The organism is Acidovorax sp. Root402, assembly GCF_001425125.1.
GTDB lineage: Bacteria > Pseudomonadota > Gammaproteobacteria > Burkholderiales > Burkholderiaceae_C > Acidovorax > Acidovorax delafieldii.
This window is the reverse complement of record NZ_LMDQ01000013.1, coordinates 299,216-317,306: the sequence shown is the minus strand read 5'-3', so window position 1 is coordinate 317,306 and position 18,091 is coordinate 299,216. Positions and strand designations below refer to the sequence as shown.

Genomic DNA, 18,091 nt, shown 5'->3' with positions numbered 1-18,091 from the left:
CAGGAGGGGGACGACTACTTGGACAGGTCCACGCCGTACTTTGACGTGCCCTTGCCCGACCCGTCATCGGCCGCCAGCAGCGACACATTGCCCAGCCCGGCCGCCTGCGCCACGCTGAGGGCATTGGCGCCCGAGCTGAACACCACTGGACCCGCCACCGTGGCCTTGGCAAAGCGCCAGCTCTTGGCAGCGCCGTTGGCTGCGCGGGTCACTGCCGGGTTCTTGCGGATGTAGTCGATCACCACGTCGCGGTTGGCGTCGGGCGAAGCCCAGATGGTGCCTGAGCCGTCGAGCTTGTCGATGAAGCTCTTGCCGCTGGTCGCGCGGTAGTTGTTGGTGGCGATCACGAACTCCTGCGCCGCGTCGATGGGCTTGCCCAGGTACGTCAGGTTCTTGATGCGGCTGCCCACGGGCTGGGTCACGTCGATCTCATACTGCATGTCGGCCGTAGTGAACATGTCGAAGTTGTACCCAGGGAAGGTGCTGATGAGCTGCTGCTCGGTGGTCTTGGCGGGGTCGATCTGGTTGAAGCGCTTGGCAGCGGCTTCGAGCCAGTTCTTGATGTCGCCACCGTTGACCTTCACCGCGTAGACGGTGTTGGGGTACAGGTACAGGTCGGCCGCGTTGTTGATGGCCAGCGGGCCCACGGCCACGTCGGTGTAGTCGGCCCCGCCCTGGAAGCCGCTCTTGAACGGTGCGCTCACCGACAACACCGGCAGCTGCGCATACTGCGGCAGGCTGGCCTTGATGTACGCCGCCACGTAGGCCTGCTGTGCCTGGTTCACGATCTGGATCGCGCCCGGGTCGCCCACGTCGGCAAACAGCGTGCTCATGCGGAAGTCGGTCTGGCCGATAGGCGTCTTCACGTACTTGATCGCGGCCTGGTGCTGGGTCTCGATCAGCGGAGCGATGGCGGGGTCGGCGTCCACGGTCACCGTGGCGCCTGCGGCATTCTTGTTCTGGATGTTGCGCAGCTCGCTCTTGCTGGCGGACTTGTTGACCACCCACTTGCTGCCGTCCCATTGCAGCGCCAGTTGCACCACACCCAGGGCCTTGCCCCAGGAGCTGGCCATGACGGCAGGCACGCCGTTGATGGTGCCCGCCTTGTGGTCCACGCCGGCCAGGTTGAAGCTGGGTGTGGCGGCCGTGTCGGGGAACACGCCATGCTGGTGGCCCATCACCATCGCGTCGATACCTGCCACCTTCGACAGGTACAGGCCCGGGTTCTCCATGGTGGCCGAGTAGGCGGCACTGTCGAGCCCGCCGTGCAGTAGCGCCACCACGATGTCAGCCCCCTTGGCACGCAGCTCGGGCACGTACTTGTTGGCGGATTCGACGGCGCCTTCGGTGTAGACCTTGCCTTCCAGGTAGCGCTTGTCCCAGTTCATGATGCCGGGTGTGGTGAAGCCGATCACGCCGATCTTGATCGGCAGCTTCACTTCCTTGCCATCCGTACCCTTGGCCACCAGCGTGCGCTCCAGCAGCGTGTAGGGCTGCACCAGCGGCTTCTTGGTCTTATTGCTGTACACGTTGGCCAGCACGGCGGGGTAGCCAGCGCCTGCGCACTTCTTGGAGGGGTCCACGCCGTCCACATCCAGCCCGCCGCCCAGCACCTGGTTCAGGAAGGGCAGGCCGTAGTTGAACTCGTGGTTGCCCAGCGTGCCCGCATCAAAGCCCAGCGCGCCCATGGCTTTGTACATGGACAGCTGCTGCGTGCAGGGGATAGGGCTGATGGTGGCCTCGTAGTCGGCCAGCGCGGTGCCCTGGATGGTGTCGCCGTTGTCCACCAGCAGCGTGTTGGCAAACTCCTTGCGGGCCGCGCGCACCAGCGTGGCCGTGCGCTCAAAGCCGTAGCTTTTGTCTTCGGCCAGCTTGAAGTAGTCGTAGCTGCGCACGTTGAAGTGCAGGTCGGTGGTCTCCAGCACGGCCAGCGTGGCCGTGGCGCCCGCGTTGCTGCTGGCGTTGTCGCTGCTGCCGCCGCAGGCAGCCAGCGACGCGGCCAGCGCCACCATGCCCCATGCAGCCATGCGGCGTGAAACATGCGAAGGAGAAATCAGAAAGCCCAGAGTGCGTTCAGACATGAACAGTCCCGAATTGAAACAAGGGACCGAGTGTCTGGGCCGGGTTTGACAGCGGTGTGACGTGGCAACGTGGCCGCAACACTTGTGTCTCGTGCTGCGGTCAGTGCGCCTTGCAGCGAGTCAATCGATGCGGTACACGTCGCCGTTGTGCGGCGAGGCGCTTTCGTGGAACAGGTCTTCCAGAAACTGTGCCAGCTCATGCTCTTCGACAAAGTCGGGGATCACAAAGCCCGACGGTGAGCGCTTGCCATCTGCGCCCACGCGGTAGGCCTGCCACAGCGCACCTTCGCGGCGCACTTCGACGATGCGACCGAAAACATTAAAACGGGGGTGAGCGTTCAACGGTGCTGCCATGGGGTACCGATCTATCCTTCGGCCTCTTGCCGAAAACCATCACAGATCACTACCCATGCGGCTTTGGAGGCCACGTGGATGTGCTTTTGGGGCGGGGTCTCGTAGGCGGTGTCCAAGGTACCCAGCGGCACGGCCACCCACTCGCTATAGGGGCCTTCGCTGTGCCACAGCAAGGGCGAGCCACACACCGAGCAAAACGTGCGCGTGACCGGGGGCGAAGACCGGTAGGTGCGCGTCAGCCCTTGCCCAGACACGAAGCGATGGTGCACACGCAACACGCTGCCATAGCTGCCAAACGCCGCACCATGCGCCTTGCGGCACATCGAGCAGTGGCAGTGCGATGCACCCTGCAATGGCGCCGTGGTTTCGTAACGCACGCCACCACACAGGCAACTGCCTCGCTGCACAGCAGCAGGCGTCGTCATGGCGCCACCGACGCGATCAAGTCCACCTCCACCGTCGCGTTCTTGGGCAGCTGCAGCACACCCACCGAGGTGCGGGTGTGGGCACCAGCCTCGCCCAGCACGGCAAACAGCACCTCGGAGGCACCGTCGGCCACCTCGCTTTGCTGCGTGAAGGCAGGCGCCGACTGCACGTACACGGTGATGCGCAAAATGGATTGCACGGCATCGAGCGAACCCAGCGAGCGCTGCAGCAGGGCCAGCGCCCGTATCACACACACCTTCGCTGCTTTTTGCGCATCGGCCAGCGTGGCGACCGCCCCGGCAGCGCCCGTGACCACCACCGTGTCGCCCACGCGCGGGATCTGCCCGCTCAGGTAGATGTGGTGGCCGTCACGCACCAGCGGCACATAGTTGCCACCAATCTTGATCTCGCCCTCAAAGCTGTAGCCCAGTGCCTGGGCTTGTTCCTGAAATCTCGCGTCGCGTGACATGGACATGGGTCTCCTGAAAAAACTGCGGCCTTCGCAACGGGCTACATGAAGCGCGCAAAAGGGTCTACCAGCGAGGCGATCGACACGGTGCCGGGCGCCCCACCCTCGTCACGCCGCGCCGATTCATGCCCTGCATGTACGGGCACGGCGGGCAAAGGCTGCATGCGGCGGCCATACACGCGCTGCACGCGGTCGTCGAGCGTGGGGTGGGTATCCAGCCAGCGCTCCATGCGGCTGCGGCCGGGTACATCCACCAGCAGCATGTGTTGCACGGCCGGGTGGGCCAGGCCGGTGTGGACGGGGTTCTCGGCATACCCGGCCAGGGTGTCACGACGCTGGGCCATGACCTTGCGCAGTACGCCACCCAGGCCATCGCGGCTGCGGGTCCATTGCACCGCGCGTGCGTCGGCCAGGTATTCGCGCTGGCGTGATACGGCGGCCTTGAGCATGCGGCCGGTGAGCCAGCCCGCAAAGCCCGCCACCATGATGGCCGACCCGAACCACCAGGCCAGGCCCCGACGCTCGCGCATCGTGTCGCCAAAGTTGTAGACCAGCTCCAGCCCGAACACCATGCCCGCCAGGCGCATCTTCAGGCGGGTGTCGCCCTCATGCAGATGGCTCAGCTCGTGCGCCAACATGCCCTGCATCTCTTCGCGGGTGAGGTAGTCCAGGGCACCCTGCGTCACGGCAATGACGGCGTCGCTCTCGTCCCACCCGGCAGCGAACGCATTGATGGCATCGGTGCGCGGCATGACCATGATCTGCGGGCGCGGCATGTGCGCGGCAATGCACAGCTCGTCCACGATGTTGGACAGCCGCTGCTCGGCGTGCGACAGCGACGGGCGCAACTCGCGCGCGCCCACACGCTGCGCCAGCTTGACACCGCCTGCGCGCAAGTTGGACGTCTCCACCCACCAGCCGCCCAGCACCAGCATCAGCGAGACACCCACATTGGCGGCCAGAAAACCTTGTGGAAAGGGCAAGTGCACGGGCAGCACCGCCACCATCAGCCACCAGGCCAACGCCAGGGCAGCGTGCACAGCCGCTACCAGAACGACCACAGCGAAGGCAAAACCCAGCAGCAAGCGACGCGTCTCGCTGCGCGCGTTGTGCTGGTGATCCCAGAACTTCATGCGAATGGAAGCGGAAGGGTCAGAACTTCACCCGGGGCGCGGCGCGCTCTTCATCGGACTGCGTGGATGCCAGCATGGGCGCGGGCGCAAAACCCAGCAGGCGCGCGACGATGAGGTCCGGGAACTGCGCCGCCGCGTCGTTGAACTCCAGCGCCTGGTCGTTGTAGGCCTGACGTGCAAACCCCAGGCGGTTTTCGGTGCTGGTGATCTCTTCGGACAGCGACTGCATGGAGGCGTCGGCCTTGAGTTCAGGGTAACTCTCGGCCACCACCATCAGGCGGCCCAAGCTGCCGCCGAGTACACCCTCTGCCGCCGCCAGCGCGCCCATGGCGCTGGCGCTTTGCGGTGCGGCACGCACCGCTGCAGCCGCGCCCTGCGCCTGGCTGCGGGCCTTGATCACGGCTTCCAGCGTGGCGGCCTCGTGCGCCAGATAGCCACGCGCCACCTCTACCAGGTTGGGGATCAGGTCATAACGGCGCTTGAGCTGCACGTCGATCTGGCCAAACGCATTGGCAATGCGGTTGCGCAACTGCACCAGCCGGTTATAGACCGCCACCGCCCACAAGCCCAACGCGACCAGCACAACGACCACGACCCATGCGGTTGCCGACATACCCCACCTCCTGTATTTGTTGGAGGGAGCATCTTAGAGCCTGTGGAGGCGGCTCCCAGGAAACATACCAGGGCGCCATTCAACGGCGCAAACGGGCACCACCTCGCGGGCGGGCTACACCCCTTTGTTGCGCATCCAGTCCGCCGTGCCCATGAAGCTTTCCTTCAGCCGCACGCGCAGGTCGGAGGGCACGCCGGTCTCGCCCATGGCCTGGTCCATGCAGGCCACCCATTGGTCGCGCTCCTTGATGCCGATGGCAAACGGCATGTGGCGCGCGCGCAGGCGCGGGTGGCCAAACTGGTCGGTGTAGTACGACGGCCCACCCAGCCATCCGCACAAAAACATGAACAGCTTTTGCCGCGCCTGGCCGAGGTCGCTGCCATGGGCGGCACGCAGCTCGGTGTAGCCGGGCTCCAGGTCCATCAGGTCATAGAAGCGCTCGGTCAAGGCGCGCACGCGTTCTTCGCCGCCGATCCATTCAAAAGGGGTGGTGGCCACGGGGGCATCTGCGGCGGAGGACGAGGGGGTGGATTCCATGGGGTTGGCAAGGAGAGGTTGCCAGACGGTGTCGGGAAGACTTGGATTATAGAAATCCGGGCCTTGTCATGCGCCTGCCGCGCCGTTGGCACAGCCGCACTCCGACACCCAATGCCCTGCCCTGCTACTCCAGCACCGCCCGCAGCTGCCGCGTGGTCACCGCCAAGCGCCGGGCGCCGATCTGGGCCAGATTGTTCATCACCGTGAGGGCCGCCTCGGGGTACTGCCTTGCCCAGGCATCAAAATGTGCGCGCGACAAACGCACCAGATGCGCCGGGCCACGTTCGGCGCCCGCGCAGGCACTGCGTGCCGCACCATTGAGGAAGGCCATTTCGCCAAACGCCATGCCGGGGCCTACGGTGGCCAGGCGCAAGCCCTTGTCGGGCGGCCATTGGGTGACCAGCGTGATGTGGCCGGACTTGACCACGAGGAGGTCATGGTCCGTATCCCCCGCATGGAACACTACGCCATGGGGCGGGACAGCCTGGGACACCAGCAGCGCCTGCAAGGCCTCGGCGGCGGCCTTGGGCACGCCCTCGCCCACCTCGCCCAGCACATCGCGCTCGGGGTGCGCGGGGCGTTGCTCGATGGGCCGCTGCGACAAGATGCCCACCTCGGCCCATTCCAGCGCCCGGTCCAGGTCGGCAAAGGCGCGCACATGCTCCCCCGCATGCTCGGCGGCCATGGGGTCCAGGGCTGCCACGGCCGCGGCGATGCCCTGCTGGTCCAGATCGCGCACCAGCGCCCGCAGTTGGGCCATTGCGGTGCTGTCCCACGCGGGCACGCGGCCCGCGTCCAGAATGACCCAGCGATGCCGCGGCAGCAGCAGCATGCGCACCTGCTCGGCCAGGTGGGCAGCCACGCCAAAAGACATCACGCCTTGCAGTTCAAACACCGCCACCTGGTTCATGCGCGGCGTCAGCCAACTGTCCGACCCGGCACGGCGCAAGCGCCGCGAGCGCAGCTCGCCATCCAGACGCACATGGCGCAGCACCGTGGCGGCAGAGTCGTGCAGCAGCACAAACGTGGCCACCACCAGGCCAGCCACCAGCGCCCCCACGCCCCCCATCACGGCAAACACCAGCGCCACCAGCCAGCTTTGCGCCCAGGTCACCCGGGACCGGCGGGCATAGCCCAGCGACCACATGAGGCCCGGCACCTGCATCAGCCCCGCCAGCACCAGCCCCCCGGCAAGACAGGCCATGGGCACCCAGTGCAGCCACCACGCCCCGGTGACCGCCACACCCAGCATGATGGCGGCGTGCCAGCGCGGGGCATCGCGCGAGGCCCCCGCCTGCGCCAGCACAATGCGCGAACGCGACGCGCTGGTGGACGCGGGAATCATGCCCATCAGCCCACACAGCGCACCCAGCAAACTCTCGCGGCGCAGCGCCAGGTTGGCATTGCCACGCAGGCCATGGTCCAGCTCCAGCTCCTGGTTGAATACCAGAATCTCCAGGCTGTTGACCAGCGCCATCAGCACCGCCAGCACCACCAGAGCGGAGCCCTGCTGCCGGGCCAGGGCCATCCAGGGAATGCCCGTCCAGTCGGGCAGCATGGGCCAGGCAAACACGCTGGGCGGCACGGCCGGCACAAACACACTGCCCAGCCCCACACCCCATACCCCCGCCAGCGCCACGGCCAGTGCCACCAAGGCCACAGCCGACAGCAGCCCCGGCATGCGGGGCCAGCGCCGGCGCAGCCCCCAGGCCAGCCCCACCACGGCCAGCGCAGCCAGCAGGTGCCAGCTGGTGCGTGCATCCCACAGCGCATCGGCACCCGCACCAAAGCCATTGCGCACCTGTCCCACCACCATCGACAAGCCCACACCGGCTGCAAACCCGTGGGTGACCGAGATGGGAAGAAACCGCGCCACCGACGCCAGCCGCAACACCCCCAGCAGCCACTGGAACACAAAGGCCAAAGCCACCGTGGCACCGCTAACCGCCAGCACCTGGCGCGCGCTCAGGCCCAGGCTGGGGGCCGCTCCGTGGGCAGTCGCCAGCACGGCGGCAAACAGCAGGGCCACCACCGTGGTCGGTGCATACACCACCCCGGCACGGGGTGTCACCAGGGTCAGCAGCAGGCCGGGCAATGCAGCCGACCACAACGCCAGCGCGGCCAGAGAATGCTCACCCGCCAGCGGCGCAAATGCCAGCAGCCCCAGCCCCACGGCGTGGGGCACGGTGACCGCTGCCGCAGACCACGCCGCCGCTGCGCCCGAGGGCTGCGGCGCCGACGGCCCGACCTCAGCCCCCGCCGAAGGCCCGGCACGGCGATGCAGCGAGGCAGTCACGGGTGCGGTCGGCGGCATGGAGAAGGTCTAATAATCCCTGGACACTGCGCGCCTAGAGGCTGCGCGCCGCAAAGGTGTCGCAGGTCTTGACACTGCCACTTTGCAGGCCGCTGTTGAACCATCGCTGCCGCTGGGCGCTCGTGCCATGCGTGAAGCTCTCGGGCACCACCGCGCCGCCATTGGCCCGCTGCAGCGCATCGTCACCAATCTTGGCGGCGGCGTTCATGGCTTCTTCCACATCGCCCTGCTCCAGGATCTGGCGGGACTTCTGGGCGTGGTGGGCCCACACCCCCGCAAAGCAGTCGGCCTGCAGCTCCAGCCGCACCGACAGCGCGTTGTATTCCACCTTGCTCACACGCCCCCGCATCTGGTCCACCTTGGCGCTGATGCCCAGCTGGTTCTGCACGTGGTGTCCCACCTCATGGGCAATCACGTAGGCCTGGGCAAAGTCGCCCGGGGCACCCAGCCGGGTCTTGAGAGTCTCGTAGAACCCCAGGTCGATGTAGACCTTCTGGTCAGCGGGGCAATAGAACGGCCCCATGGCTGCCTGCCCCGTACCACATGCGGTGGGCGTAGCGCCCCGGAACAACACCAGCCGCGGGTCCTGGTAGCGCCCGCCGCCCTGGCGGAACACCTCGCCCCACACGTCCTCCGTGTCGGCAAGCACCGTGGACACAAAACGTGCCATGGTGTCATCGGCCGGTGGGCGGTGGGCCGGGGCATGGGGCTGCGTCTGTAGCTGGGGCGCCGGGCCGCCGCCGCTGAGCAGTCCCAGGATGGTCAAGGGGTTGATGCCCAGCACCCAGCCCCCCACCAGCGCGATCACGATGGTGCCAATGCCGATGCTGCGCCCACCAAACACCGGCGATCCACCGCCGCCGCCCTCGTCACGGCGGTCTTCCACGTTGTCGGACTCGCGATTGCCTTCCCATTTCATTGCGTCTCTCCAGCGCCCTCCAGGTGGGGCGGCCAAGCCTGCATGTTACGCGCGGGGCCGCCCTGGCGCGGACGATTTACGATGTGTTCCACCCCGCTTTTGCCTGCCTTTCATGACATCTGCCGCACACCATAGCGCGCCCCATGCCGGGCCCACCATTCTTCTGACCGGTTTTGATCCGTTTGGTGGTGGCGCGCACAACCCCAGCTGGCTCATTGCGCAAGCGCTGCACGGGCAACGCATCGCAGGACACCAGGTGGTGGCTGCGCAATTGCCCACGGTGTTCGGGCAGTCGTTGCAGCGGCTGCAGTCGCTGTTGCTAGAACACCGGCCCACCGTCACGCTGTGCTTGGGCCTGGCAGGTGGTCGGGCAGCGCTGTCCATCGAGCGCATCGGCATCAACATCAACGATGCGCGCATTCCAGACAACGGTGGCGCACAGCCCATAGACACCCCGGTGCAGCCCGGCGGACCTGCCGCCTACTTCGCCAGCCTGCCCATCAAAGCCATGCTGCGCGCCGTGCAACGCGCAGGCGTGCCCTGCGAGGTGTCGCAAACCGCTGGCACCTTTGTCTGCAACCATGTGCTGTACGGCCTGATGCATCTGCTGGCACAAGGCATAGGCCCAGAGGGCGCACGGGGTGGTTTTGTGCACGTGCCCTGGCTCAGTGGCCAGGGGGACCCCCATCTGCCCCTGCGCGACATGGTGCGCGGCATGCATGCCGCCCTGTGGGCTGCGGTGCTGACGCCGCAGGACATCGCGCTGCAGGCAGGAGCCACGCATTGATGGGGATGGCAGCCATGGCGAACCTGAACCCGCGCCCAGCGCACGCTGGGTGACCTTGGGCACCGCACAGGTGAGGGCTTCTCCGCTCCCACGAGAGCGGCATGCTGTGTACAGTCCGCCTATGCTTTTTGCCCCCTCTTCAGCCCCCTCGGGCGTGCTGGACGCAGCAGCCACCGCTGCGCGGTTGCCCTGGTCCGATCTGGCTGACGAAATAGCGGCCTTGCTCAAAGACCCCAAAGTCGTGGTGCCGCAACGCGCCGTGCTGCCGCTGGCGCAAGGCGGCAGCTTGTTTGTGATGCCCGCCACGGATCAATCGGTGGCGATGACCAAGCTCATCACCTTCACCCCGGGCAACGCGGGCACAGGACGCCCGTCGATCCAGGGCGATGTGGTGGTGTTTGACATCGCCACGGGCGAGCGTCGGCTGGTGCTGGACGGGCCCACTGTCACCGCGCGGCGTACCGCCGCGGTCTCTCTGCTGGCCGCCAGGCATCTGGCGCAGGTGCCACAGGGCCCTTTGCTCATCGTCGGCGCAGGGGTGCAGGGCCTGGCACATGCCGAGGCATTCATCCACGGCCTGGGCGTGCGCGAGGTGTGGATTGCCTCGCGCAGCAGCGCCAGCGCCCAGGCCCTGGCAGCGCAGGTTCGCGACCTGGGCATCGACGTGCAGGTGGTGGCCGATGCCGATGCCGCCGTGCCCCACTGCCCGCTGATAGCGACCTGCACCACGGCCAGCGCACTGGTGCTGAGCGCCCCGCCCCGGCCCGACGCATTTTTGGCGGCCGTGGGCGCTTTCACGCCCGCCATGGCAGAGCTGGCCCCAGCCCTTTGCCAGCATGTGGCACGGCACGGACGCATCCTGGTGGACACCAGCGATGCACTCCATGAGGCAGGTGACCTGCTGCAGGCAGGCCTGGATGTGGCGGCGCTGCCGACGCTGGGTGAGATGGTCCGGAGCCCTGGTGCCGCAGCCCCCGAGCGGCGTTCGGGCCCGGTGCTGTTCAAGAGTTGCGGCTGGGCCGGCTGGGACCTGGCAGCAGCCCGGCTGGCCCTGCGCCGCGCCAGCCCGGCACCGGCCGCGACGGCACACTGGGCAGACCCTTCCGCATGATGCTCATCACACGTTTTTCAGACCACAGCCTGCGCATGCAGATCGCGCTGGTGTTTGGCACGCTGGTCGTGACCCTGTCAGTGCTGCTGTCGCTGGGGTTTGGCGAGTTGCTCAAGCACCGCATTCAGCGCGATGCAGGCAGTTCCTTGCAGGTGGTCGCCGAAAACGCAGGCAAGCTTCTGGCCCTGGGCCTCATGCAGCGCAGCCTGGAGGCCGAGGTGATGGCCAGTGCCGAAGTGGTGTGGTCCAAGGGGCTCGACTCTGCCGAGGCCCAGCACATGCTGGCCCGCAGCCAGGCCATGCAGCCCACCAACATCTGGATCGGTGTGGCCGATGCGCAAGGCGTGGTGCGCAATGCCACACGCGGCCTGCTGGTGGGCCAGAGCGTGGCCCAGCGGCCCTGGTTTCAACACGGACTCGAAGGAGTGCATGTGGGCGACGTCCACCCCGCCAAGCTGCTGGAGTCCCTGCTGCCCCCCACCGCCACCGGCGAACCGCACCGGTTTGTGGACTTTGCAGCGCCCATACGCATCGGTCCCACCACGGTGGGCGTGCTGGGAATCCACGGCAGCTGGCAGTGGACACGCGAGGTACTGGAGAGTTTGACCCCTGCGTCATCCGATGAAAGCGCGCTGGAACTGTTCATCTTTGACCGTGAAGGCCAGTTGATTTTCGCGCCTGGCGGACAGACCGAGGTGATGCGGTCCGCCGGACAGCGACTGCCCGAGGACATCAGTGTCAACAACAACCGTGATGGCGACCGTACGCAGACCACCGTGGTGCGGTGGAGGGATGGCAAGCGCTACCTGACCGCCGCCACGCAGCTGCAACCGCGCAACGCGGCCAGCGATCTGGGCTGGCGCATCGTGGCACGCCAGCCTGTCGAATTGGCTTTCGCGGAGGCAGACAACACCGTGCAACTGGCACTGGTGATTGGCCTGACGGCCGCGCTGCTGGCATCCGCCCTGGCCTGGCTGGCCGCCCGGCGCCTGAGCGTGGACCTGTATGCCCTGGCCGACGCGGCCAGTGCGGTGGAGGCCGGGCTCCCCGGCAGCGACATTCCGACCATGCAAAGCAGCCGCGAGGTACAACAGCTGTCTCAGTCTCTGGGCCGCATGACGCACCGCCTGCTGGCCGCCCGCGAGGCGATGGAAGAAAAAGTGCGCCTGCGCACGCTGGAGCTGGAGGCCGCGAACCGCGCGCTGGACCTGCAGGCACGCACCGACGCCCTCACCGGGTTGCTGAACCGGCGCGGCTTCGAGACACAAATGGCCTTTGCGGTGGCGCTGGCGCGGCGCAGCAGCCGTCCGCTGAGCCTGATCACCGTGGACGTGGACCACTTCAAGCGGGTGAACGACACCTACGGGCATGAAGCCGGAGACGAGGTCCTGCGGCGCCTGGCACGCACGCTGGAGTCCCGCCTGCGTGGCTCTGATGTGGTGGCGCGACTGGGGGGAGAAGAGTTCGTGGCGTTGCTGCCCGACACCGACCTGGGGGGCGCCCAGTCCATTGCGCAGGCCCTTGTCACCGCCATGGCAGAGCAACAGAACCCGGTCGTGGGCACCATCACCGTCAGCGCAGGTGTCGCAACCATGCGCAGCGCAGACGACAACGGCGCCGCCATGCTGCGTCGGGGCGATGCAGCGCTCTACGAGGCCAAGGGCCAGGGACGCAACAGGGTCTGCGTGGAGGCGTGAGGGCTGCCCGAGCCCGCAGTGGCGCCGTCCCCCGGTGTTGCGGGCCGTGGCTCCGGGCTTTAGGCTTGCAGCACGGGTGCCTCAAAATACGGCTGCAGCTGGGCTGACAGCTCTTGCAGGCCAGCGTCCGGAGCGCCGGCCGCCAACGCCAATCGCTCCAGGGCATAGGGCCGGTGGCCCAGCATCATCGACATGTTCACGCAGTGGCCGTGTGCTGCCATGCGCAGCACAAAGGCATTGAGCAACTCACAGGGCCAGTAGGTGTGGTGTGCCTGGCAGTCGGCGTCGGCAGAATGCGGCGCAACGTCTGGGCGCCGGGGCGGCGGGATGACAGAAGGCGCAGGGGCTGGAGCGGGATCGGCCAGCGCTGGCGCCAGAGCGCGGATGGGCGCAAAGAACAAGGTTGAGGCGGCAGCGGACATCAGCATGGTGAAACTCCATCAGCCTCCATCTCCCGGGAGGCGTGTCACCGATGCTAGAAAACTTACCGATGCTTGCATTTCAGCCAAAGCGCATGGCGCGTGTAGGACACAACCCCTGCCACCGCCCGCCATGTGCGCCTGGTCAGGCCTTGGGCAGTGTCACGCCCACCTGGCCCTGGTACTTGCCGCCCCGGTCTCGGTAGCTGACCTCGCACACGTCGTCCTTGTCGCTCTCGAAGAACAGCACTTGTGCGCAGCCCTCGCCTGCGTAGATGCGCGCTGGCAGCGGCGTGGTGTTGCTGAACTCCAGCGTCACATAGCCTTCCCACTCGGGCTCGAACGGCGTCACGTTGACGATGATGCCGCAGCGGGCATAGGTGCTCTTGCCCAGGCAGATGGTGAGCACATTGCGCGGGATGCGGAAGTATTCGACCGTGCGGGCCAGCGCGAAGCTGTTGGGCGGGATGATGCAGCTGTCACCCTCGAAATCGACAAAGCTCTTTTCATCGAAGTTCTTCGGGTCCACCACCGTGCTGTGGATGTTGGTGAACACCTTGAATTCGGGCGCACAGCGGATGTCGTAGCCGTAGCTGCTGGTGCCGTAGCTGATGATCTTGCGGCCTTCGACCTCGCGAACCTGGCCGGGCTCGAAGGGCTCGATCATTCCGTGCTCGGCCGCCATGCGGCGGATCCATTTGTCGCTCTTGATGCTCATAGCAGAACTCCCTGCGCTGTGGCCCGCTCAGTGGTGGACTGCCGGGCGCTATTAAATACGTAGCTGTTAGCGCATGAATATCAAGCGCTAGAGCCGTATTTTGCTTGAGAAATCACCGTTTGCTGCACCACACGGTCGTCGCCGAGCACGATCAGCGCAAACAAAAGCTCATCGAGGTTGCGCGCCTGGCGGGTCTTGCGCGCCAAAAGCGGCGTGGCTGCGGGGTTCAGCACCACAAAATCGGCCTCGCAGCCCGGCTGCAGATTGCCGACCACACCCGCCAGGCCCAGCGCCCTGGCCGCGCCCGCCGTGTGTTGCCACCACAGTTGCTGGGGTGACAGACTCAGGCCCTGCTTGGTCTGGCCCTCACGCCCCACGTAGTACGCCGCCAGCATGGTGTGGAACGGGCTGAAGCTGGTGCCTCCGCCCACATCGCTGGCCAAGCCATAACCAAACCCCACGCGGTCGGCACCGGCGTAGTCGAAGAACCCGCTGCCCAGAAAGAGGTTGCTGGTGGGGCTGACCGCCGCCACCGCGCCGGTGTCGCGCATCAGCGCGCGGTCGTCGTCATCGAAGTGGATGCAGTGCGCATACACCGCACGTTCGCGCATCAGGCCAAAGTCGTCGTACACGCCCAGGTAGCTGCGCGCGGCGGGGAACAGCTCGCGCGCCCAACGGATCTCGTCGCGGTTCTCGGCCACGTGGGACTGGATCCACACATCGGGGTAGCGCGCAGCCAGCTCACCCGCGCCGCGCAATTGTTCATGCGTGCTGGTGGGCGCAAAACGCGGGGTGATGGCATACCCCAGGCGGTCCACGCCGTGCCAGCACTGGATCAGCGCCTCGGTGTCGAGGAGGCTCTGCTCGGTGTCGTCGCGAACGCCATCGGGCGAGTGGCGGTCCTGCAGCACCTTGCCGGTGATCAGGCGCATCCGCTGGCGCTGGGCCTCGGTGAACAGGGCATCCACCGACGCGGGGTGTGACGTCGAAAACGCCAGGGCTGTGGTCACGCCGTTGCGCAGCAGCTCGGCCACAAAAAATTCGGCCACCTGTGCGCTGTAGCCGGGGTCTACAAATCGGGATTCGTGGGGAAAGGTGTAGTTCTCCAGCCAGGGCAGCAGGCCATCGGCTGGCGAGCCGATCACGTCCGTCTGCGGGAAGTGGATGTGCATGTCCACAAACCCCGGCGCCAGGATGCGCCCCGGCAGATGCACCACAGGCTCCCCGGCAAATTGTGGCGCGAGAGTCTGCCAAGCGCCCGCCGCCAGCACACGCTGGCAGCCCTGAGCGTCAGGGCCAACGGCCAGCAGGCCATCTTCGTCATAGAGGGCGCTGCCGTCGTCGGCAAAACGCAAAAGAGCGGAACGGTAAACAGGCATGGCGCCAAGCTTAGCGGCAGGGGGCGCCGTTTGTATATGCAGCACCCCATAGTGGCTATGGGGTTCGGGGAGCGCCGACCAGTGAAAACGATGGGCGATATGCCCTGCAGGATCAGCGGGACACCTTGCCCACCACGCCTTCCACCAGCCAGTTCATCTGCAATATCTGGGCATCCGGCAGTGCCTGGCCAGCAGCAATGCGCTCCTGCCCTTCGTTGTCGCGCACCGGCACTTTGCCCGCACGGAAGGGCTGGAGCTTGCCCGCGCCCACGGCCTTCTGGGCATTCAGCACCTCCTGCTGGACGGCCGCTGGCACCCGGGTGCCAAAGTCACCGACGCGGATCATGCCCTCGCGCACGCCGCCCCACACATTGGCACTTTTCCAGGTGCCGTTTTGCACGGCGCGCACGCGCTCGGTGTAGTAGCTGCCCCACTGGTGCGTCACGGCCACGATCTGCGCGTCCGGGCCCGTCTTGCGCATGTCCGAGTGATAGGCCACGGCCATCTTGCCGCGCTCTTGCGCAGCCGCCATCACGGCAGTGGAGCCAGTATGGAAAGCAATCACATCCACGTCCTGGTTGAACAGTGCCATGGCGGCATCCCGCTCCTTGGGCGGGTCGAACCATACGTTGAGCCACACCACCTTGACAGTGGCCTTGGGGTTGACCGAGCGCATGCCCAGCGTGAAGGCGTTGATGCCCTGCAGCACTTCGGGGATGGGAAACCCGGCCACGAACCCTGCCACGCCGGTCTTGCTCATGCGGCCCGCAGCGATGCCCGCCAGGTAACGCCCCTCGTAGTAGCGCGCATTGGCGGCGGCCACATTGGGGGTGGTCTTGTAGCCGGTGATGGACTCGAACTTCACCTGCGGATAGTCCTGCGCCACCTTGAGCGTGGGCTCCATGTAGCCAAAGCTGGGGGTGAAGATGATCTGATGGCCGGTGGCGGCCAGGTCGCGGATCACGCGTTCTGCATCGGCGCCTTCGGCCACGTTCTCGACCAACGTGGTCTTCACCTGGCTGCCCAGCGCGGCCTCGACGGCCTTGCGGCCTTCGTCATGCTGGCGCGTCCAGCCTGCCTCGGTGATGGGTGAGACATAGACAAAACCGGCTTTGACGGGCTCGGCGACGCTGCCCTTGGCGGACGTGGTCTGGGAAAAAACGGGGGAGAAAAAACAGGCGGCCACGAGCGTGGCAGCGAGGTTTTTGTACATGGTGTTCCTCTACATGGCCCTGATGGAATGGACCGGAAGCACCGCAGGACGACGGTGCCACCGGGAAGGTCAGACTGTGCGAAAACTACATGAAGCGATGTTGCAAAGATTGTCGGAAAAAAAGCGCTTTCAAGCACGGGCGGAGCGCTGCAGCAGCGCACAGAGCCCCGCCATCAATTTCAATTCAGCCGCAGCGCCTGCGGGCCCGCGCCCAGGCGGAAAGCACCGACGACTTCGGCCAGGCGCGACGCCTGATCCTTCAGGCTTTCGGCGGCAGCGGTGGACTCTTCCACCAGGGCTGCATTTTGCTGGGTCATCTGGTCCAGCTGGGTCACCGCCACATTCACCTGGCCAATGCCCTGGCTCTGCTCCGAAGCGGCTGCGCTGATCTCGCCAATGATGTCGGTCACGCGGCGCACGGAACTCACGATCTCGCCCATGGTGGTGCCGGCGTTCTGCACCAGGGCAGCACCCGACTCAACCTTTTCCACGGACACGCCGATCAGCGTCTTGATTTCCTTGGCCGCCTGGGCCGAGCGCTGGGCCAGTGAGCGCACTTCGCTGGCCACCACGGCAAAGCCACGGCCCTGCTCGCCCGCACGGGCGGCTTCCACGGCGGCGTTGAGGGCCAGGATGTTGGTCTGGAACGCGATACCGTCGATGGTGCCGATGATGTCGGCAATCTTCTTGCTGCTGGTGTTGATCTCGTCCATGGTGGTCACCACCTGTGCCACCACATCGCCACCGCGCTGGGCCACCTGCGCCGCCGACACGGCCAGCTGGTTGGCCTGCACGGCCGAATCGGCGCTCTGGCGCACGGTGCTGGTCAGCTCTTCCATCGAGCTGGCGGTCTCCTGCAGGCTGCTGGCTGTCTGCTCAGTGCGCGCGCTCAGGTCCTGGTTGCCAATCGCGATCTGGGTGCTGGCGGTAGAGATGCTGTCCACCACGCCCCGCACTTGCTGCAGCGAACGGTGCAGCGCGCTGCGCATGGCATCCAGCGCGCGCAGCAGGTGGCCGGTTTCGTCATTGGCGTAGCTCGCCTGGGGGGCACCCGTCAGGTCCATGTTGGCGATGGTCTCTGCAATGGCCTCTGCCTTGCGCAGCGGGCGCGTGATGCTGGTGGTCAGCAGCCAGGCCAGCAAGGCGCCCAGCAGCAGCGACACGCCGGTGCAGATCTGCAGCAGCAGCGTGGTCTGGGCACGCAGCTCTTCGCTGCGCTTGCCGGCCGCATCGAGCTCGGCGCGCTGGCCATCCACCATCTGCTGCACACCCGCCAGATAGCTGCGGGAGGTGGGCTCAAACCGCTCGGTGAAAACCTTGTTGGCGTTCTCGGCATCGCCCGCCTGCTTGAACTTGCTCACTTCCTCGCGGGCCGCCAGGTAGTCCTTGCGCAGGTCTCCCACCTTGGCAAAAAGCTGCTTCTTCTCCGCCGTGTCCATCTTGGACTCGATGAATTTCTGCAGCTCGTTGGTATCACGGATCGACGCGGCCGTGGCGGGCGCAAAGTATGGGATCAGGCTCGCGTCGCTGCTCTTGGCAATGGCTGCCGCGCGCTGCACGCCCGATGTGGTGTGGCGCAGCCAGTCCGAGCCCGCGCGCTCGGTCTTGATGTTGTCGTTGACCATGGCGTCGATCTCCCTGCCCAGCTGGCTGAGCTTGACCACGGCCACCACGCTGCTGGCAAAAAACAGCGCCAGGATGAGGCCAAGCACCAGGGTCAGGCGCTTGCCAATGGAGATTTGACTGAGAAACATGGAAGGCTCCAAAAAAGGGGGCAACACGGCACCCGTGCACTCCACAAGGGAGCGCAGGGTAAGGGCCATGGTGGTGGATCACCCCTTGGGCCTGGGCCGGACGCAATTCGAACGAATACTTACTATTTTAAGGGTTTACCCAGATCATGCCCCTGCCGCACTGGCGA

General features: G+C 66.3%; 17 protein-coding genes. 3 read left to right on the top strand and 14 right to left on the bottom strand.

Annotation, left to right across the window (positions count from 1 at the left end):
* Positions 1–14: 14 nt before the first annotated feature.
* From ASC83_RS08915 to ASC83_RS08875, 9 genes are all read right to left on the bottom strand, one after another.
* A complete protein-coding gene (locus ASC83_RS08915) occupies positions 15–2,027 on the bottom strand; it encodes a bifunctional 2',3'-cyclic-nucleotide 2'-phosphodiesterase/3'-nucleotidase (RefSeq protein WP_235509356.1) in 2,013 nt (670 codons plus the stop codon).
* 174 nt (positions 2,028–2,201) lie between these two features.
* The gene (locus ASC83_RS08910; protein WP_056060848.1) at positions 2,202–2,435 is read right to left on the bottom strand and encodes a hypothetical protein; all 234 of its coding nucleotides are present in this window, start codon (positions 2,433–2,435) and stop codon (positions 2,202–2,204) included.
* A gap of 11 nt (positions 2,436–2,446) precedes the next feature.
* Positions 2,447–2,860: a GFA family protein gene (locus ASC83_RS08905; protein ID WP_056060845.1), complete on the bottom strand. Its 414-nt coding sequence runs from the start codon at positions 2,858–2,860 to the stop codon at positions 2,447–2,449.
* Positions 2,857–3,330, bottom strand: coding sequence for a RidA family protein (locus ASC83_RS08900; protein ID WP_200938924.1), 474 nt, complete (start codon positions 3,328–3,330; stop codon positions 2,857–2,859). Before ASC83_RS08900 ends, ASC83_RS08905 begins: the two co-directional genes overlap by 4 nt.
* 41 nt (positions 3,331–3,371) lie before the next feature.
* Positions 3,372–4,463 carry a M48 family metalloprotease gene (locus ASC83_RS08895; RefSeq protein ID WP_056060839.1) on the bottom strand — a complete coding sequence of 364 codons (1,092 nt, stop codon included), beginning with the start codon at positions 4,461–4,463 and terminating at the stop codon, positions 3,372–3,374.
* Between the two features lie 19 nt (positions 4,464–4,482).
* Complete coding sequence (locus tag ASC83_RS08890) at positions 4,483–5,076, bottom strand: LemA family protein (protein ID WP_056060837.1); 594 nt, start codon at positions 5,074–5,076, stop codon at positions 4,483–4,485.
* Positions 5,077–5,190: 114 nt separating this feature from the next.
* Positions 5,191–5,613 (bottom strand): group II truncated hemoglobin, encoded by a 423-nt coding sequence (locus tag ASC83_RS08885; RefSeq protein WP_056060835.1) that lies wholly within the window; start codon positions 5,611–5,613, stop codon positions 5,191–5,193.
* Between the two features lie 124 nt (positions 5,614–5,737).
* Positions 5,738–7,927 carry a cyclic nucleotide-binding domain-containing protein gene (locus ASC83_RS08880; protein WP_056060832.1) on the bottom strand — a complete coding sequence of 730 codons (2,190 nt, stop codon included), beginning with the start codon at positions 7,925–7,927 and terminating at the stop codon, positions 5,738–5,740.
* 34 nt (positions 7,928–7,961) lie between these two features.
* A complete protein-coding gene (locus tag ASC83_RS08875; RefSeq protein WP_056060829.1) occupies positions 7,962–8,846 on the bottom strand; it encodes a neutral zinc metallopeptidase in 885 nt (294 codons plus the stop codon).
* 112 nt (positions 8,847–8,958) lie between these two features.
* On the opposite strand from ASC83_RS08875, the gene pcp reads away from it, so the two are divergent.
* From pcp to ASC83_RS08860, 3 genes are all read left to right on the top strand, one after another.
* A complete protein-coding gene (gene pcp / locus ASC83_RS08870; protein ID WP_056060826.1) occupies positions 8,959–9,633 on the top strand; it encodes a pyroglutamyl-peptidase I in 675 nt (224 codons plus the stop codon).
* A 121-nt stretch (positions 9,634–9,754) separates the two neighbouring features.
* Positions 9,755–10,744, top strand: a complete 990-nt coding sequence (locus ASC83_RS08865; RefSeq protein ID WP_056060823.1) for a delta(1)-pyrroline-2-carboxylate reductase family protein — start codon at positions 9,755–9,757, stop codon at positions 10,742–10,744.
* Positions 10,744–12,441, top strand: coding sequence for a diguanylate cyclase (locus ASC83_RS08860; RefSeq protein ID WP_235509339.1), 1,698 nt, complete (start codon positions 10,744–10,746; stop codon positions 12,439–12,441). Before ASC83_RS08865 ends, ASC83_RS08860 begins: the two co-directional genes overlap by 1 nt.
* 59 nt (positions 12,442–12,500) lie before the next feature.
* On the opposite strand, the gene ASC83_RS08855 is transcribed toward ASC83_RS08860, so the two are convergent.
* The 5 genes from ASC83_RS08855 to ASC83_RS08835 form a co-directional block, all read right to left on the bottom strand.
* Complete coding sequence (locus ASC83_RS08855; protein WP_056060820.1) at positions 12,501–12,869, bottom strand: hypothetical protein; 369 nt, start codon at positions 12,867–12,869, stop codon at positions 12,501–12,503.
* 136 nt (positions 12,870–13,005) lie between these two features.
* The gene (gene dcd, locus ASC83_RS08850) at positions 13,006–13,578 is read right to left on the bottom strand and encodes a dCTP deaminase (protein ID WP_015012892.1); all 573 of its coding nucleotides are present in this window, start codon (positions 13,576–13,578) and stop codon (positions 13,006–13,008) included.
* 80 nt (positions 13,579–13,658) lie between these two features.
* Positions 13,659–14,957 (bottom strand): guanine deaminase, encoded by a 1,299-nt coding sequence (gene guaD / locus ASC83_RS08845; protein ID WP_056060818.1) that lies wholly within the window; start codon positions 14,955–14,957, stop codon positions 13,659–13,661.
* A gap of 112 nt (positions 14,958–15,069) precedes the next feature.
* Positions 15,070–16,170: a BMP family ABC transporter substrate-binding protein gene (locus ASC83_RS08840; protein WP_056060815.1), complete on the bottom strand. Its 1,101-nt coding sequence runs from the start codon at positions 16,168–16,170 to the stop codon at positions 15,070–15,072.
* Positions 16,171–16,349: 179 nt separating this feature from the next.
* Positions 16,350–17,924, bottom strand: a complete 1,575-nt coding sequence (locus ASC83_RS08835) for a methyl-accepting chemotaxis protein (RefSeq protein WP_056060812.1) — start codon at positions 17,922–17,924, stop codon at positions 16,350–16,352.
* Between the last annotated feature and the right edge of the window lie 167 nt (positions 17,925–18,091).

Bases quoted from the DNA above. Each gene is read 5' to 3' on its own strand.
- ASC83_RS08915 (WP_235509356.1), bottom strand. From the start codon at position 2,027: ATGGCTGCATGGGGCATGGTGGCGCTGGCCGCGTCGCTGGCTGCCTGC.
- ASC83_RS08840 (WP_056060815.1), bottom strand. From the start codon at position 16,170: ATGTACAAAAACCTCGCTGCCACGCTCGTGGCCGCCTGTTTTTTCTCC.
- ASC83_RS08875 (WP_056060829.1), bottom strand. From the start codon at position 8,846: ATGAAATGGGAAGGCAATCGCGAGTCCGACAACGTGGAAGACCGCCGT.
- ASC83_RS08900 (WP_200938924.1), bottom strand. From the start codon at position 3,330: ATGTCACGCGACGCGAGATTTCAGGAACAAGCCCAGGCACTGGGCTAC.
- ASC83_RS08835 (WP_056060812.1), bottom strand. From the start codon at position 17,924: ATGTTTCTCAGTCAAATCTCCATTGGCAAGCGCCTGACCCTGGTGCTT.
- ASC83_RS08880 (WP_056060832.1), bottom strand. From the start codon at position 7,927: ATGCCGCCGACCGCACCCGTGACTGCCTCGCTGCATCGCCGTGCCGGG.
- ASC83_RS08865 (WP_056060823.1), top strand. From the start codon at position 9,755: ATGCTTTTTGCCCCCTCTTCAGCCCCCTCGGGCGTGCTGGACGCAGCA.
- ASC83_RS08860 (WP_235509339.1), top strand. From the start codon at position 10,744: ATGCTCATCACACGTTTTTCAGACCACAGCCTGCGCATGCAGATCGCG.
- ASC83_RS08855 (WP_056060820.1), bottom strand. From the start codon at position 12,869: ATGCTGATGTCCGCTGCCGCCTCAACCTTGTTCTTTGCGCCCATCCGC.
- guaD (WP_056060818.1), bottom strand. From the start codon at position 14,957: ATGCCTGTTTACCGTTCCGCTCTTTTGCGTTTTGCCGACGACGGCAGC.
- pcp (WP_056060826.1), top strand. From the start codon at position 8,959: ATGACATCTGCCGCACACCATAGCGCGCCCCATGCCGGGCCCACCATT.
- dcd (WP_015012892.1), bottom strand. From the start codon at position 13,578: ATGAGCATCAAGAGCGACAAATGGATCCGCCGCATGGCGGCCGAGCAC.
- ASC83_RS08895 (WP_056060839.1), bottom strand. From the start codon at position 4,463: ATGAAGTTCTGGGATCACCAGCACAACGCGCGCAGCGAGACGCGTCGC.
- ASC83_RS08910 (WP_056060848.1), bottom strand. From the start codon at position 2,435: ATGGCAGCACCGTTGAACGCTCACCCCCGTTTTAATGTTTTCGGTCGC.
- ASC83_RS08890 (WP_056060837.1), bottom strand. From the start codon at position 5,076: ATGTCGGCAACCGCATGGGTCGTGGTCGTTGTGCTGGTCGCGTTGGGC.
- ASC83_RS08885 (WP_056060835.1), bottom strand. From the start codon at position 5,613: ATGGAATCCACCCCCTCGTCCTCCGCCGCAGATGCCCCCGTGGCCACC.
- ASC83_RS08905 (WP_056060845.1), bottom strand. From the start codon at position 2,860: ATGACGACGCCTGCTGCTGTGCAGCGAGGCAGTTGCCTGTGTGGTGGC.